The sequence below is a fragment of the Pseudomonas sp. DL genome, from assembly GCF_047199225.1.
Lineage (GTDB): Bacteria > Pseudomonadota > Gammaproteobacteria > Pseudomonadales > Pseudomonadaceae > Pseudomonas > Pseudomonas aeruginosa.
In genome coordinates this window covers 6,254,665-6,269,885 of sequence record NZ_CP178323.1, presented here as the reverse complement: position 1 = coordinate 6,269,885, position 15,221 = coordinate 6,254,665, and the positions used below count along the sequence as shown (strand labels likewise).

The 15,221-nt window shown below is 68.1% G+C and carries 13 protein-coding genes; 7 read left to right on the top strand and 6 right to left on the bottom strand.

Annotated elements, in window-relative coordinates; all coding sequences use genetic code 11:
- Window positions 1–84: 84 nt before the first annotated feature.
- The 5 genes from dgcB to ACI766_RS29185 all read right to left on the bottom strand — a co-directional run bounded on the left by dgcB (window position 85) and on the right by ACI766_RS29185 (window position 6,552).
- Window positions 85–2,046: a dimethylglycine demethylation protein DgcB gene (dgcB, locus tag ACI766_RS29205; RefSeq protein WP_003107277.1), complete on the bottom strand. Its 1,962-nt coding sequence runs from the start codon at window positions 2,044–2,046 to the stop codon at window positions 85–87.
- A gap of 103 nt (window positions 2,047–2,149) precedes the next feature.
- Window positions 2,150–4,210: a dimethylglycine demethylation protein DgcA gene (gene dgcA / locus ACI766_RS29200; protein WP_003107280.1), complete on the bottom strand. Its 2,061-nt coding sequence runs from the start codon at window positions 4,208–4,210 to the stop codon at window positions 2,150–2,152.
- Window positions 4,211–4,225: 15 nt separating this feature from the next.
- Window positions 4,226–4,756, bottom strand: a complete 531-nt coding sequence (locus tag ACI766_RS29195; protein ID WP_003107282.1) for a DUF5943 domain-containing protein — start codon at window positions 4,754–4,756, stop codon at window positions 4,226–4,228.
- A 126-nt stretch (window positions 4,757–4,882) separates the two neighbouring features.
- Window positions 4,883–5,860 carry a dipeptidase gene (locus ACI766_RS29190; RefSeq protein ID WP_003106042.1) on the bottom strand — a complete coding sequence of 326 codons (978 nt, stop codon included), beginning with the start codon at window positions 5,858–5,860 and terminating at the stop codon, window positions 4,883–4,885.
- 221 nt (window positions 5,861–6,081) lie between these two features.
- The gene (locus tag ACI766_RS29185; RefSeq protein WP_003096740.1) at window positions 6,082–6,552 is read right to left on the bottom strand and encodes a DUF1348 family protein; all 471 of its coding nucleotides are present in this window, start codon (window positions 6,550–6,552) and stop codon (window positions 6,082–6,084) included.
- A gap of 153 nt (window positions 6,553–6,705) precedes the next feature.
- Here ACI766_RS29185 and cls point away from each other — a divergent pair, with 153 nt between their 5' ends.
- From cls to argE, 5 genes are all read left to right on the top strand, one after another.
- Window positions 6,706–8,178 carry a cardiolipin synthase gene (cls, locus tag ACI766_RS29180; protein WP_003121332.1) on the top strand — a complete coding sequence of 491 codons (1,473 nt, stop codon included), beginning with the start codon at window positions 6,706–6,708 and terminating at the stop codon, window positions 8,176–8,178.
- Window positions 8,179–8,471: 293 nt separating this feature from the next.
- Window positions 8,472–9,824: a flavin-containing monooxygenase gene (locus ACI766_RS29175; protein ID WP_003122387.1), complete on the top strand. Its 1,353-nt coding sequence runs from the start codon at window positions 8,472–8,474 to the stop codon at window positions 9,822–9,824.
- The gene (locus ACI766_RS29170; RefSeq protein ID WP_003096732.1) at window positions 9,824–10,246 is read left to right on the top strand and encodes a RidA family protein; all 423 of its coding nucleotides are present in this window, start codon (window positions 9,824–9,826) and stop codon (window positions 10,244–10,246) included. The genes ACI766_RS29175 and ACI766_RS29170 overlap by 1 nt, the downstream gene beginning before the upstream one ends.
- Window positions 10,247–10,259: 13 nt before the next feature.
- On the top strand, window positions 10,260–10,934 hold the full coding sequence (locus tag ACI766_RS29165; protein ID WP_003106037.1) for a DUF1028 domain-containing protein: 675 nt from the start codon (window positions 10,260–10,262) through the stop codon (window positions 10,932–10,934).
- A 56-nt stretch (window positions 10,935–10,990) separates the two neighbouring features.
- A complete protein-coding gene (gene argE / locus ACI766_RS29160) occupies window positions 10,991–12,145 on the top strand; it encodes an acetylornithine deacetylase (protein ID WP_003121330.1) in 1,155 nt (384 codons plus the stop codon).
- Here argE and cdhR read toward each other — a convergent pair.
- Window positions 12,075–13,085, bottom strand: coding sequence for an HTH-type transcriptional regulator CdhR (gene cdhR / locus ACI766_RS29155; protein WP_003096721.1), 1,011 nt, complete (start codon window positions 13,083–13,085; stop codon window positions 12,075–12,077). The genes argE and cdhR overlap by 71 nt on opposite strands.
- 210 nt (window positions 13,086–13,295) lie before the next feature.
- Between cdhR and ACI766_RS29150 the strand changes: the two genes are divergently transcribed.
- Together ACI766_RS29150 and ACI766_RS29145 are read left to right on the top strand one after the other, a co-directional pair.
- A complete protein-coding gene (locus tag ACI766_RS29150) occupies window positions 13,296–14,234 on the top strand; it encodes a choline ABC transporter substrate-binding protein (protein ID WP_003096718.1) in 939 nt (312 codons plus the stop codon).
- 72 nt (window positions 14,235–14,306) lie between these two features.
- Window positions 14,307–15,191 (top strand): 3-keto-5-aminohexanoate cleavage protein, encoded by an 885-nt coding sequence (locus tag ACI766_RS29145; RefSeq protein WP_003096716.1) that lies wholly within the window; start codon window positions 14,307–14,309, stop codon window positions 15,189–15,191.
- Window positions 15,192–15,221: the final 30 nt, after the last annotated feature.

Here is a 15,221-nt window from a genome sequence, read left to right as displayed (position 1 = left end):
CTGCGGCCCCCTCCCTGGAGGGAGAGGCCGCTATCCGTGCTGCCCCGGTTAGCAGCGGGTTCGATGTGAAGCTCGACACTCTCATCAATGCACCTCCGCCACGGCTTCACGCCGCAACGGCTTTTTTGCCGGCGCTTCCGCCTGTTCTATCAGCGCTTCCGCTACCAGCTCGGCGATGTCCTTGATCTCCGGCCGCGGCGCCACTACGCCTTCGAGCATCGCGGTGCACTGCGGGCAGCCGACGGCCACCAGCTCGGCGCCGGTCTCGCGGATGTCGGCCATGCGCATGTCGGGAATCCGTTGCTTGCCGGGGATGTCGGTGATCGGCGCGCCGCCACCGCCGCCGCAACAGCGCGAGCGGAAGCCGGAGCGTTGCATTTCCTTGACCTCGATGCCGAGTGCGCGCAGCACGTTGCGCGGCGCCTCGTACTCGCCGTTGTAGCGGCCCAGGTAGCAGGGGTCGTGGTAGGTGACGCTGCCGGCCTTGCTGCGGCCCGGTTGCAGCGTGCCGGCGCGCAGCAGTTCGTCGATGAAGGTGCTGTGGTGCAGTACCTGGTAGTCGCCGCCGAGGGCGCCGTATTCGTTCTTCAGCACATGGAAGCTGTGCGGGTCGCAGCTGACGATGCGGGTGAAGCGGTATTTCGCCAGGGTCGCGATATTGCGCCTGGCCAGGTTCTGGAAGGTCGCCTCGTCGCCCAGCCGGCGCGCCACGTCGCCGCTGTCGCGCTCCTCCAGGCCGAGCACGGCGAAGTCCACCGCGGCTGCCTTGAGGATCTTCACGAAGGCGCGCAGGGTGCGCTGGTTGCGCATGTCGAAGGCGCCATCGCCGACCCAGAACAGCACGTCGGCGCTCTTCTTCTCGCTCATCAGCGGCAGGTTCAGGTCGGCCGCCCAGTTCAACCGGCCGCCGGGGGCGAAGCCTCCGGGGTTGTCGGTGGCGATCAGGTTGTCCAGCACCTCGGCGCCCTTGTTCGGCGTGGCGCCTTTCTCCAGGGTCAGGTGGCGGCGCATGTCGACGATGGCGTCGACGTGCTCGATCATCATCGGGCACTCCTCGACGCAGGCCCGGCAGGTGGTGCAGGACCACAGGGTGTCGGCGTCGACCAGGGCCTTGCCATCCAGCGCGACGATCGGCTGGTGCGGGCCGCCGCCGTGCTCGCCCAGCGGTTTGCCTGGATAGGGGCTGCCGGCGAACTTCGCGTCGTTGCCTCCGGCCAGGCCGATGACCATGTCCTGGATCAGCTTCTTCGGGTTCAGCGGCTGGCCGGCGGCGAACGCCGGGCACATCGCCTCGCACTTGCCGCACTGCACGCAGGCGTCGAACCCGAGCAACTGGTTCCAGGTGAAGTCGCTGGGCTTTTCCACGCCCAGCGGCGCCTGCGGATCGGCCAGGTCGAGCGCCTTGAGGCCGGTGGAGCGGCCGCCGCCGAAGCGTTCGGCGCGGCGGTGCCAGGCCAGGTGCAGGGCACCGGCGAAGGCGTGCTTCATCGGCCCGCCCCAGGTCATGCCGAGGAACAGCTCGGACACGCCCCAGGCCACGCCAATGGCGAGGAGGCCGGCGAGGAACCAGCCGCCGAAGCCTTCCGGCAGGATCCCGGCCACCGGCAGGGTGGCGAGGAAGAAGCTCGCGGCGAACGCCAGCAGGCTCTTCGGCAGGCGCATCCAGGGGCCCTTCGACAGCCGCGACGGTGGGTCGAGGCGGCGGCGGGCGACGAACAGCGCGCCGACGAACATCAGCGCCGTGGCCGCCAGCAGGGCGAAGCCGAGGATCCGGCCGTGCAGCCCGAAACCGTGTACCAGGATCGCCAGCAGCGCCGCCAGGACGAAGCCGCCGGCGGTGGCGACGTGGGTCCTGGACATGTACCTGTCGCGCTCTACCACATGGTGCAGGTCCACCAGGTAGCGACGCGGCATCTGCATGAGGCCGCCGATCCAGTCGACCTTGGCGGGTCGGCCGCGGCGCCACATGAGGAAGCGCTTCGCGGCGCCGAGCACGGCAAGTGCCAGGGCGGCGAAGAGCAGGACGGGGAGGAGGGTGTCGAGCATTTCTGGTCTCCCTGCGGGACGTCAGGCGGCGCTGGATCGGCCTCCTCTCCCGCTTGCGGGAGAGGGGGGCCGGCCGTGCCGGTCGGATGCCACGAGGCGTGTCTTAGAAATCCTTGCACAAGCGCAGCGCGTCATAGATCGCCGCATGGGTGTTGCGCTGGGCCACGCAGTCGCCGATGCGGAACAGCAGGTAGCCTTCTCCGGACTGGCTGAGGCAGGGCTGCGGCTGGATCGCGAACAGCGCCTCGACGTCGATCTGGCCCTTGTTCCGCGAGCCCTGCTTGAGCGCGTAGTAGAGGCTCTCGTCGGGGCGCACGCCGTTTTCCACCACCACCTGGTCGACCACCCGCTCTTCCCGCGCGCCGGTGTATTCGTTCTCCAGCACCGCCACCAGCTTGTCGCCCTCGCGGTAGACCTTCTCCAGCATGAGGTCGCCGGTCATGATCACTTCCTTGGGATACATGCTGCGGTAGTAGGTGGGGAAGGTGGTGCCGCCGATGGCCACGCCCGGCTTGATGTCGTCGGTGACGATCTCCACCTGGGCGCCCTTGTCGGCGAGGAAGTCCGCCACCGACATGCCGCTGAACTCGCAGATGGTGTCGTAGACCAGCACGTTCTTGCCTGGCTCGACCGTGCCGTCGAGCACGTCCCAGCTGCTCACCACCAGGCCTTCGGCGGCGCCCCAGTGTTCGTTCTGCTCGAGGAACGGATGTCCGCCGTTGGCCAGCACCACCACGTCCGGGCGCAGGTCGAGGATGGTCTCGGGGTCGGCCGCGGTGCCCAGGCGCAGGTCGATGCCCAGGCGCGCCAGCTCCAGCTGGTACCAACGGGTGATGCCGGCGATCTGGTCGCGTTGCGGCGCCTTGGCGGCGGTGGTGATCTGGCCGCCGAGCTGCTCCTTCTTCTCGAACAGGGTCACGTCGTGGCCGCGCTCGGCCGCCACGCGGGCCGCTTCCATCCCGGCCGGCCCGCCGCCGACCACCACCACCTTGCGCTTCGGTCCGGCGGACTTCTCGATGATGTGCGGCACGCCCATGTATTCGCGGGAGGTCGCGGCGTTCTGGATGCACAGCACGTCCAGGCCCTGGTACTGGCGGTCGATGCAGTAGTTGGCGCCGACGCACTGCTTGATCTGGTCGACCTGGCCCATCTTGATCTTGGCGATCAGGTGCGGGTCGGCGATGTGCGCGCGAGTCATGCCGACCATGTCCACGTAGCCGCCTTCGAGGATGCGCGTGGCCTGGTTCGGGTCCTTGATGTTCTGCGCGTGCAGCACCGGCACGTCGACCACTTCCTTGATGCCGGCCGCCAGGTGCAGGAACGGCTCCGGCGGGAAGGTCATGTTGGGGATGACGTTGGCCAGGGTGTTGTGGGTGTCGCAGCCGGAGCCGACCACGCCGATGAAGTCGAGCATGCCGGTATCGCTGTAGTACTTGGCGATCTGCTTCATGTCCTCGTGGGACAGGCCGTCCGGGTGGAACTCGTCACCGCAGATGCGCATGCCGACGCAGAAGTCCTCGCCGACCTCGGCGCGCACCGCCTTGAGCACCTCGAGGCCGAACTTCATGCGCCCCTCGAAGCTGCCACCCCACTCGTCGGTGCGCTTGTTGACCCGTGGGCTCCAGAACTGGTCGATCATGTGCTGGTGCACGGCGGACAGCTCGACACCGTCCAGGCCGCCTTCCTTGGCGCGGCGGGCGGCCTGCGCGTAGTTGCCGATGACCCGCCAGATCTCCTCCACCTCGATGGTCTTGCAGGTGGCGCGGTGCACCGGCTCGCGGATACCCGACGGCGACATCAGGGTCGGCCAGTGGTAGCCGTCCCAGCGCGAACGGCGCCCCATGTGGGTAATCTGGATCATGATTTTGGCGCCGTGCTTGTGCATGGCGTCCGCCAGGTTCTGGAAGTGCGGGATGATCCGGTCGGTGGACAGGTTCACCGAACTCCACCACTGCTGCGGGCTGTCGATGGCGACCACCGAGGAGCCGCCACAGATGGCCAGGCCGATGCCGCCCTTGGCCTTTTCCTCGTAGTACTTCACGTAGCGCTCGGTGGTCATCCCGCCGTCGGTGGCGTAGACCTCGGCGTGGGCGGTGGAGAGCACGCGGTTGCGGATGGTCAGCTTGCCGATCTGGATCGGCTGGAACATTGCTTCGAAGGCCATGACCCTTTCCTCGGCTTACAGGGGTTTGACGACGAACAGGCCGTCTTCGTGACCGTCCTCGGCGCCGCTGTAGACCTGTTCGGCCACGGTGCGCAGGCTGCTGCCACGGGCGGCGAGGATCTGGTCCATGGCGCCGGCGAACCAGCCGGTGAACATGTAATCGACCTTGCGATTGACCTTGCCGTAGACGTAGACGAAGGCGGAGTGCCGCAGGCGGACCTCGGCGGTGCCTTCCTCGAGGTTGATCCGCTCGATCTCGAACAGGCCCCAGCCGCGCTGGGACAGGCGCTTCATGTAGTGCTCGAACACCGCCACGCCCTCCAGGCCGTGACATTCGGCTTCCTTCTCGCACCAGTGCCAGGCGGACTTGTAGCCGGCCTTGTAGAGGATCTCGGCGTAGGCGTCGGCGCCCAGCACTTCCTCGATGCCCATGTGGTTGTTGACGAAGAAATGTCGCGGTACGTAGAGCATCGGCAGGGCGTCAGTGGTCCAGACGCCGGTCTCGCTGTCGACCTCGATGGGCAGTTGGGGGGCATGTTTGGCCATGGTGTAAGCTCCGATTCTTTTGACTCCCTCTCTCCCTTCAGGGAGAGAGGCGGGGAGAGGGAAGATGGGTGCGATGCAATGCCGCTCCCTTGAGGAAGAGGCGACGAGTCGGGAGTGGGCCGGGAGTTACTCGCCCCAGACGTCGCGCAGGACCCTTACCCAGTTCTCGCCCATCACCTTGCGCACCACGCGCTCGGGCATGCCGCGCTCGAGCAGGGTCTCGGTGAGGTTGGGGAATTCGCCGACGGTGCGGATGCCCAGCGGGTTGACGATCTTGCCGAAGTTGGTCAGGCGCCGGGCGTAGCCCTTGTCGTGGGTCAGCCACTCGAAGAAGTCGTGGCCGTGGCCCTGGGTGAAATCGGTGCCGATGCCGATGGCGTCCTCGCCGACGATGTTCATCACGTACTCGATGGCCTCGGCGTAGTCGTCGATGGTCGAGTCGATGCCTTTCTTGAGGAACGGCGCGAACATGGTCACACCGACGAAGCCGCCATGATCGGCGATGAACTTCAGCTCCTCGTCGGACTTGTTGCGCGGGTGTTCCTTGAGGCCGGACGGCAGGCAGTGGGAGTAGCAGACCGGCTTCTTCGATTCGAGGATGACCTCTTCGGAAGTCTTGCTGCCGACGTGGGAGAGGTCGCACATGATGCCGACCCGGTTCATCTCCGCGACGATCTCCCGACCGAAGCCGGAGAGCCCGCCGTCACGCTCGTAGCAGCCGGTGCCGACCAGGTTCTGGGTGTTGTAGCACATCTGCACGATGCCCACGCCGAGCTGCTTGAACACCTCGACGTAGCCGATCTGGTCCTCGAATGCGTGGGCATTCTGGAAACCGTAGAGGATGCCGGTCTTGCCCTGCTCCTTGGCCTTGCGGATGTCCGCGGTGCTGCGCACCGGGATCACCAGGTCGCTGTTGTCGCGGATCAGCTTGTTGCTGGCGACGATATTGTTCACCGTCGCCTGGAAGCCTTCCCATACCGATACGGTGCAATTGGCGGCGGTCAGGCCGCCCTTGCGCATGTCCTCGAACAGTTCGCGGTTCCACTTGGCGATGATCAGACCGTCGATGACGATGCTGTCGGCGTGCAATTCGGCTGGGCTCATCTGGCATACCCCTTTCAGGCTGGGCGCGCCGGGACTTGTGCCGACGCTTTGGGGGCAGCATATCGTCGGGGCCCGACGCGACCCGGCCCGAAAACGACCAGGGTCGTGCCGAAAGCGTCAAGCGTGCGACCGCAACGACGGGGGGCAATGTCGCGGATGGAACAGGCGCTGGCCGCCCGGGGCCGGCAACGGGGAGTGCGCGCGCCCCTGCCGGCGCGGGTTCAGAGGCCGAGTTCGCCGAGCGACGGATGGTCGTCCGGCCGGCGCCCCAGCGGCCAGCGGAACAGCCGCTGGTCCTCGCGGATCGGCAGGTCGTTGATGCTGGCGTGACGTTCGTACATCAATCCCTGCTCGTCGAACGCCCAGTTCTCGTTGCCGTAGGAGCGGAACCAGTTGCCCGAGTCGTCGTGCCATTCATAGGCGAAGCGCACGGCGATGCGGTTGCCGGTAAACGCCCAGAGTTCCTTGATCAGCCGGTACTCCTGCTCGCGCTGCCACTTGCCGCTGAGAAATTCGACGATCCGCTCGCGGCCGCGGACGAAGGTCGAGCGATTGCGCCAGACGCTGTCGGGACTGTAGGCCAGCGAGACGCGCTGCGGGTCGCGGCTGTTCCAGCCGTCCTCGGCGGCGCGGACCTTCTGCGCGGCGGTTTCGGCGGTGAAGGGGGGAAGCGGGGGACGGACGTCGCTCATGGCGGGCTCCTCGGTCTGCGGTGGTTTTCGATGGGAACAGTGTAGGGCAGGGCGAGCGCGGCCGAATGACGTCGATCCCACGGATCCTGCCAATCCCGCCTCGCCCCCTGGCTGTTTGCCAGGCTGGCCAGACCTACCCCGGAGAGGGCTATGATGGCCGCCACCGGAGTGGACAAGGATCGACCTCGCGCAATGACCTCCACCACCTACCTCGGCCTGCTGCTGGTCGGTATCCAGGTACTCGGCTTCGTCGCGGCCATCCATGCCGTGCTCACCGTGCGCACCGCCCAGGGCGCGATCGCCTGGGCCACCTCGTTGGTATTCATGCCGTACCTGACCCTGCTGCCGTACCTGGTGTTCGGTCGCAGCCGTTTCGACGCCTACATCGAGGCGCGGCGCCAGGCCAACCGCGAGATGCACCTGGCGGCCGCCGAGCTGGACTGGCGTCCCTGGGTCGAGGAGGCCCTGGCGGCCCGCCAGGTCAGCGGCTACAAAGGGCTCAAGGCGCTGGTGCGGATGACCCGCACGCCGACCCTGGCGAACAACCGGGTGCGCCTGCTGGTCAACGGCGAGGCCAGCTTCGAGGCGATGTTCAAGGCGATTTCCGCCGCCCGCCAGGTGATCCTGGTGCAGTTCTTCATCGTCCGCGACGACGCCCTCGGCCAGCGCCTCCAGCAACTGCTGCTGGAACGTGCGGCCAACGGCGTCGAGGTGTTCTTCCTCTATGACGCCATCGGCAGCCACGCGCTGCCGCACCGCTATGTCGAGCGGCTGCGCCAGGGCGGCGTGCAGATGCATGGCTTCAGCACCGGCAGCGGCATGCTCAACCGCTTCCAGGTGAATTTCCGCAACCACCGCAAGGTCGTGGTGGTGGATGGCGAGTGCGGTTTCGTCGGCGGGCACAACGTCGGCGTCGAGTACCTCGGCGAGAAGCCGCCGCTGGCGCCCTGGCGCGACACCCACATGGAACTGCGCGGGCCGGCGGTGGCGTGCCTGCAGGAAAGCTTCGCCGAGGACTGGTACTGGGCGACCCACAGCCTGCCGCCGCTGATCCTGCCGCCGCAGTACGACAGCGAGGGCGCGCTCTGCCAGGTAGTCGCCAGCGGTCCGGCGGATGCCCAGGAAACCTGCTCGCTGTTCTTCGTCGAGATGATCAACGCCGCCCACGAGCGGGTCTGGATCACCTCGCCGTATTTCGTTCCCGACGAAGCGGTGATGGCCGCCCTGCGCCTGGCGGTGCTGCGCGGCGTCGACGTGCGCCTGCTGATACCCTCGCGCCCGGACCACCGCACGGTGTATGCCGCGTCCAGCCTCTACGCGCTGGAGGCGATCCGTGCCGGGGTCAAGGTGTTCCGCTACCAGCCCGGCTTCCTCCACCAGAAGGTGGTGCTGGTGGACCGCGACACCGCCGCCGTCGGCAGCGCCAACCTGGACAACCGTTCGTTCCGGCTGAATTTCGAGGTGATGGTGGTGACCGTCGACGAGGGCTTCGCCGGCGAGGTGGAGGCGATGCTCGAGGCGGACTTCGCCGAGTCGCTCGAATTCACTCCGGAAGACCGCCGCAGCGTGCGCCGCCTGCAGCAACTGGGGATGCGCGTGGCGCGGCTGGTCTCGCCGATCCTCTGAAAACCTTCGCGAACTCTGTACGTCGGCAAAACCGCGTTGGAAACGGCTTCGGAAAGCTCGGTTGCCGTTCGGGGACTCCGCTTCCCCGTCCGTTTTCGCCCGGTTTCTCCAGCTCGCCAGATCGTCGGCAGGTCCTGAGCGACGCCTCTGCCGCCCGCCGACCGCGCGGGCGTGCAGCTTTTCCCTAGCCAGCGACTACAAAAATCATAATTTCGCTATTCCCCGGCTCTGAACAGAATGCGGCCATCACGCAACCGCAGAACAAGAACGACCAGAGTCCGAGGAACCGAGCCATGACCGACCTGAATCGCACCGCCTTGCCCTCGCGCACGGACGGGACCGTGGAAAAGACCGACACCCTCGTCGTCGGCGCCGGCCAGGCCGGCGTGGCGATGAGCGAGCACCTGAGCCGGCTCGGCGTGCCGCACCTGGTCCTGGAGCGCAACCGCATCGCCGAGGCCTGGCGCAGCGGACGCTGGGATTCGCTGGTGGCCAACGGCCCGGCCTGGCACGACCGCTTCCCGGGAATGGAATTCGACATCGATCCCGACGGTTTCCCCGGCAAGGACCAGGTGGCGGCCTATTTCGAGGCCTACGCGAAGAAATTCGACGCGCCGATCCGTACCGGCGTCGAGGTGAGGAAGGTGGTGCGCAATGTCGGCCGCCCCGGCTTCACCGTGGACACCTCCGCAGGGACCATCGAGGCCAACCGCGTGGTCGCCGCCACTGGCCCGTTCCAGCGTCCGGTGATCCCGCCGATCGCGCCGCGCGACGAGCGTATCCGGCAGATCCACTCGGCCCACTACTACAACCCGCAGCAGCTGCCCGAAGGTGCGGTACTGGTGGTCGGCGCCGGTTCGTCGGGGGTACAGATCGCCGACGAGCTGCAACGTGCCGGGCGCCAGGTCTACCTCTCGGTGGGCGCTCATGACCGTCCGCCGCGTTCCTACCGCAACCGCGACTTCTGCTGGTGGCTGGGCGTGCTCGGCGAATGGGATGCGGAAGTCGCCAAGCCCGGGCGCGAGCATGTGACCATCGCCGTGAGCGGTGCCCGCGGCGGACATACCGTGGACTTCCGCGCCCTGGCGCATCAGGGCGTGACCCTGGTCGGACTGACCGAATCCTTCGTCGACGGCGTCGCGACCTTCCGGCCGGACCTGGCGGAGAACCTGGCGCGCGGCGACGAGAACTACCTGGCGTTGCTCGACGCCGCCGACGCCTATATCGCCCGCAACGGCCTTGACCTGCCGGAAGAGCCCGAGGCGCGCCGCCGGCTGCCGGACCCGCAGTGCGTGACCGATCCGATCCTCGAACTGGACCTGGCCGAGGCCGGGGTGGGCAGCATCATCTGGGCCACCGGCTATGCCGTCGACTTCGGCTGGCTGCAGGTCGATGCCTTCGACCGCGACGGCAAGCCGCGCCACCAGCGTGGCGTGTCCAGCGAACCCGGCGTGTATTTCATCGGCCTGCCCTGGCTGTCGCGGCGCGGCTCCTCGTTCATCTGGGGCGTCTGGCACGACGCGCGCCATGTCGCCGACCACATCGCCATCCAGCGCAAGTACCTCGCATACCGCGACGCCGCCCAGCGCCAGGAACAGGACCGCGCCTCGCAAGCTCCGCAAACCAGCCTCCAGGAAGTCAGCTGATGCCTACCCATACCCGCATTCGCATGTTCAACACCAAGGACACCTACCCCAACCAGTCCCTGGACAACGATCTCTGCCAGGCCGTGCGCGCCGGCAACACGGTGTACGTGCGCGGCCAGGTCGGCACCGACTTCGACGGCAACCTGGTCGGCCTCGGCGACCCGCGCGCCCAGGCCGAGCAGGCGATGAAGAACGTCAAGCAACTGCTGGAGGAAGCCGGCAGCGACCTCTCGCACATCGTCAAGACCACCACCTACCTGATCGATCCGCGCTACCGCGAGCCGGTCTATCGCGAAGTCGGCAAGTGGCTCAAAGGGGTGTTCCCGATCTCCACCGGACTGGTGGTCTCGGCCCTCGGCCAGCCGCAGTGGCTGATGGAGATCGACGTGATCGCGGTGATTCCCGACGACTGGCAGCAATGAGGAGGCGCGCGCCATGACCTTTTCCATCGTCGGCCGCTGCGCCGAAACCGGCCAGCTGGGCATCGCCATCAGCTCGTCGAGCATCGCCGTCGGCGCCCGTTGTCCCTGGCTGCGCGCCGGCACCGGCGCGGTGGCTACGCAGAACATCACCCTGCCGGCGCTCGGCCCGCAGATCCTCGACCGCCTCGACCAGGGCCTGGCCCCTGGCGAAGCGCTGGACCAGGCGCTGAGCAGCAACGGCTATGGCCAGTATCGCCAGGTCACGGTGATCGACCAGCACGGCCGCACCGCGTTGTTCACCGGCCGCGAGGCGCTCGGCGTCCACCATGCGCGGGCCGGCGAACAATGCGTGGCGGCCGGCAACCTGCTGGCCGCGCCGGAAGTGATCGAGGCGATGGTGGATGCCTTCGAGAACGCCGAAGGCCTGCTCGCCGAGCGCCTGCTGGCGGCGATGCGTGCCGCGCTGGCCGCTGGTGGCGAAGCCGGGCCGGTGCATTCGGCGGCGCTGTCGGTGGTCGGCGACCTGCTCTGGCCGGTGGTCGACCTGCGCGTCGACTGGGCCGAGCACGACCCCATCGGCCAGCTCGAGCGACTGTGGCTCGCCTACAAGCCGCAGATGCAGGACTATGTGACCCGCGCCCTCGACCCGACCCGTGCGCCGAGCTACGGCGTGCCCGGCGACGAGTGAGCGGGTCGTTCCCTTCCTCGACGGCGCAGCGCGAGACCTGCGCCCTGGAGCCCGACATGCCCGGCAGCCGCGACATCCTCGCCGACCTGGTGGCCTTCGACACCGTCAGCCGCGAGTCCAACCTGGCGCTGATCGACTACGTCCGCGACTACCTGGCGGGTTTCGGCGTCGACAGCGAACTGTTCTTCGACGCCGACGGCCGCAAGGCCAATCTCTATGCCACCATCGGCCCCAGCGACCGTGGCGGCGTCTGCCTTTCCGGGCATACCGACGTGGTGCCGGCGGACGGCCAGGCCTGGAGCGTGCCGCCGTTCCGGCTCAGCGAGCGCGATGGCCGCCTCTACGGGCGTGGCACGGCGGACATGAAGGGCTACCTGGCCTGCGTGCTGGCGGCCGTCCCGGCGTTCCTCGCCGCGCCGTTGCGCCTGCCGGTGCACCTGGCGTTCTCCTACGACGAGGAAGTCGGCTGCCTGGGCGTCCGTTCGCTGCTCGCGGCGCTGGAGCGGCGTCCGCACAAGCCGTTGCTGTGCATCATCGGCGAGCCCACCGAGCTGAAGCCGGTGCTCGGCCACAAGGGCAAGCTGGCCATGCGCTGCGAGGTGCACGGCGCGGCCTGCCATTCGGCCTACGCGCCGCAGGGGGTGAATGCCATCGAATACGCCGCGCGGCTGATCGGTCGCCTCGGCGAGATCGGCGCGCGCCTGGCGGCGCCGGAGCGCCACGACCGGCGTTTCGACCCGCCCTACTCGACGGTGCAGACCGGACTGATCCAGGGCGGCCGGGCGCTGAACATCGTGCCCGCCGAGTGCCGCTTCGACTTCGAGGTCCGCGCGCTGCCGGCGGACGACCCGCGGCAGGTCGCCGAGGAACTCCGCGACTATGCCGAAAGCGAACTGCTGCCGCGGATGCGCGCGGTGGAGCGAAGTACCGATATCCGCTTCACGCCGCTATCGGCCTATCCCGGCCTGCTCACCGCAGACGACAGCCAGGCGGCGGAGCTGATCGGCCTGCTCAGCGGTTCGACGGATTTCTCCACCGTGGCCTTCGGCACCGAGGGTGGGCTGTTCCACCAGGCCGGTATCCCGGCGGTGATCTGCGGTCCCGGCAGCATGGACCAGGGCCACAAGCCGGACGAGTTCGTCAGCCTCGCTCAGCTCGAGGCGTGCGACGCCCTGCTGGCGCGCCTGGCGGCGTGGCTGCGGGAGCCTTGAGCGGCAGCACCGCGCGGTCCTGGCTGGGACTGGCGGCGAAGCGCGCGCGGTAGCTGCGGGAGAAGTACGAAGGCGACTCGAAGCCGCAGGCCAGGCTCACCTGTAGCACGCTGAGGTCGGTCTGGCGCAGCAACTGGCGGGCCTTGTCCAGGCGCAGGCCGAGGTAGAAGTTCGAGGGCGTGTCGTCCAGGTGCACGCGGAACAGCCGTTCCAGCTGGCGGCGGGTGACCTGGATGCGCTCGGCCAGCTCCAGGGTGGTCAGTGGCGGCTCGGTATGCCGCTCCATCTCGCCGATCACCTGCACCAGCTTGCGGTTGCTCACGCCATAGCGGGTCGCCACCTGCAGGCGCTGGTGGTCCTGGCGCGGGCGGATGCGGCCGAGCACGAACTGCTCGGAAACCTGCACCGCCAGTTGCGGACCGTGGGCCTGGGCGATCAGGTCGAGCATCAGGTCGATGGAGGCGGTGCCGCCGGCCGAGGTGATGCGCGGCCCGTCGATCTCGAACAGCTCCTGGGTCACGCTCAGTTGCGGGTAGGACTCCTGGAAGGCGTCGATGGCTTCCCAGTGCAGGGTCGCGCGGCGCCCGTCGAGCAGACCGGCCTCGGCCAGCACCACGCTGCCGGTATCGATGCCACCGAGGGTCACGCCGTTGCGGTCGAGCTTGCGCAGCCACTGCACCAGTGCCGGGGTGACCGCCCGCAGCGGCTCGAAACCGGCCACCACGAACAGCAGGTCGCCTTTCTTCAACGGCTCCAGCGCGCCGTCGCTGTTCACCGACATGCCATTGCTGGCCAGCACCGGACCGCCGTCGGCGCTGAGCACGTGCCAGCGGTAGAGGTCGGCGTGGAAGCGGTTGGCCACTCGCAGTGGCTCCACGGCGGAAACGAAGCCCATTACCGAGAAGCCGGGCAGCAGGAGAAACCAGAAGTCCTGGGACATGGGGCGCTCCGGGGTTGAGGTTGCGCAGCCTGTGTGTAGCGCAGGCCCGCCGCGCTTGGCAATGGCCAGGTCGCTGCAGTGCAAGAGCTGGTCGCCGCAGTGCGCTTCGCCGCCGTCCCGGCTGCGTACCTTGGTCGCCAGGGTCGGTCTCGCAAGGGGCCGGCGCCCACCTCGCAGAAAAACAATCAATAGCCGCACGAGGGGAGACCGATGAAGACGACGATTCGCCAGCTGGGCTGCGCCCTGCTGATCCTGGCCAGTGGCGCCGCCCTGGCCGCCGAACCCGAGCAGTGCCGCACGGTGCGCCTGGGCACGGTGAACTGGACCGACGTGGTCGCCAGCAGCGCCGTGGCCGAAGCCTTGCTCGACGGCCTGGGCTACCAGGTGAAGCAGACCAGCGCCTCGCAACAGATCGTCCTGGCCGGCCTGGCCGACAAGCAGCTGGACCTGTTCCTCGGCTACTGGCAACCGACCATGCAGCCGGTCGCCAGGCCTTACCTGGACAAAGGCCGGATCGAAGTGATCGAGCCGCCGACCCTGGCCGACGCGCAGTCCACCTATGCGGTGCCGAGCTACGTCGCCGAGGGCGGGCTGAAGACCTTCGCCGACATCGCCCGCTTCAAGGACAAGCTTGGCGGCCGCATCTACGCCATCGAGCCGGGCAGCGGCTCGAACCGCATCACCCGGAAGATGATCGACGACAACCGTTTCGGCCTGAAGGGCTTCCAGCTGGTGGAGTCCAGCGAGGCCGGGATGCTCACGGCGGTGAAGCGGGCGATCAAGCGCAAGCAGTGGGTGGTGTTCTTCGGCTGGAAGCCGCATCCGATGAACCTGCAGATCGACATGACCTACCTCACCGGCAGCGAGGATGTGTTCGGTCCCGACGAAGGCGCGGCCACCGTCTCCACCATGACCGCCGCCGGCTACCAGGCGCAGTGCGGCAACGTCGCCCGGCTGCTGCACAACCTGCGCTTCAGCAGCGCCCAGGTCAGCCAGGTGATGGCGCCGATCCTCGATCGCACCCAGCCCCTCGACGCCGCGCGCCAGTGGCTGAAGGCCAACCCCGAGCCGCTGAAGGCCTGGCTGGATGGCGTGAGCACCTTCGACGGCAAGGACGGCCTGGCCGCGCTCCAGGCCTCGCTGAAGTAACCCGCACCTATCCGTTCCGCCCGGCGCGGCCGGGCGGGGCTTCGTACACCCCGAATACAGGAAGCTACCACCGTGAACCATGAAGTCATCGTCACCTGCGCGGTGACCGGCGCCGGCGATACCGTCGGCCGGCATCCGGCGATCCCGGTCACTCCGAAACAGATTGCCGAGGCCGCCATCGAGGCGGCCAGGGCCGGCGCCACCGTCGCCCACTGCCACGTCCGCGACCCCGCCACCGGCAAGCCCAGTCGCGACGTGGCGCTGTACCGCGAAGTGGTCGAGCGTATCCGCGAAAGCGACACCGACGTGATCATCAACCTCACCGCCGGCATGGGCGGCGACCTGGAGATCGGCAAGGGCGAGCAGCCCCTGGAGTTCGGTGCCGGCACCGACCTGGTCGGCCCGCTGGAGCGGCTCAGGCATGTCGAGGAGCTGCTGCCGGAAATCTGCACCCTGGACTGCGGCACCCTCAATTTCGGCGACGGCGACTACATCTACGTCTCCACCCCTGCGCAACTGCGCGCCGGCGCCCGGCGCATCACCGAGCTGGGGGTCAAGGCCGAGCTGGAAATCTTCGATACCGGCCACCTCTGGTTCGCCAAGCAGATGCTCAAGGAAGGGCTGCTGGAGGATCCGCTGTTCCAGATCTGCCTGGGCATTCCCTGGGGCGCGCCGGCCGATACCACGACCATGAAGGCGATGGCCGACAACCTGCCGCCGGGGGCGACCTGGGCCGGCTTCGGCATCGGCCGCACGCAGATGCCGATGGTCGCCCAGGCCATGTTGCTGGGCGGCAACGTGCGGGTCGGCCTGGAGGACAACATCTGGCTGGACAAGGGCGTGCCGGCGAGCAACGGCAGCCTGGTGGAGCGCGCCATCGAGATCATCGAGCGCCTCGGCGGGCGCGCCCTGAGCCCGGCGGAAGGGCGCCGCAGGATGAACCTGAAGCCGCGCTGATTTCTTCCTCCCCGCCCCGTCGGGGGCGGG

Excerpts from the sequence above, each read along its gene's own strand:
- dgcB (WP_003107277.1), bottom strand. The coding sequence starts at position 2,046 with ATGCTCGACACCCTCCTCCCCGTCCTGCTCTTCGCCGCCCTGGCACTT.
- dgcA (WP_003107280.1), bottom strand. The coding sequence starts at position 4,210 with ATGGCCTTCGAAGCAATGTTCCAGCCGATCCAGATCGGCAAGCTGACC.
- ACI766_RS29195 (WP_003107282.1), bottom strand. The coding sequence starts at position 4,756 with ATGGCCAAACATGCCCCCCAACTGCCCATCGAGGTCGACAGCGAGACC.
- ACI766_RS29190 (WP_003106042.1), bottom strand. The coding sequence starts at position 5,860 with ATGAGCCCAGCCGAATTGCACGCCGACAGCATCGTCATCGACGGTCTG.
- ACI766_RS29185 (WP_003096740.1), bottom strand. The coding sequence starts at position 6,552 with ATGAGCGACGTCCGTCCCCCGCTTCCCCCCTTCACCGCCGAAACCGCC.
- cls (WP_003121332.1), top strand. The coding sequence starts at position 6,706 with ATGGCCGCCACCGGAGTGGACAAGGATCGACCTCGCGCAATGACCTCC.
- ACI766_RS29175 (WP_003122387.1), top strand. The coding sequence starts at position 8,472 with ATGACCGACCTGAATCGCACCGCCTTGCCCTCGCGCACGGACGGGACC.
- ACI766_RS29170 (WP_003096732.1), top strand. The coding sequence starts at position 9,824 with ATGCCTACCCATACCCGCATTCGCATGTTCAACACCAAGGACACCTAC.
- ACI766_RS29165 (WP_003106037.1), top strand. The coding sequence starts at position 10,260 with ATGACCTTTTCCATCGTCGGCCGCTGCGCCGAAACCGGCCAGCTGGGC.
- argE (WP_003121330.1), top strand. The coding sequence starts at position 10,991 with ATGCCCGGCAGCCGCGACATCCTCGCCGACCTGGTGGCCTTCGACACC.
- cdhR (WP_003096721.1), bottom strand. The coding sequence starts at position 13,085 with ATGTCCCAGGACTTCTGGTTTCTCCTGCTGCCCGGCTTCTCGGTAATG.
- ACI766_RS29150 (WP_003096718.1), top strand. The coding sequence starts at position 13,296 with ATGAAGACGACGATTCGCCAGCTGGGCTGCGCCCTGCTGATCCTGGCC.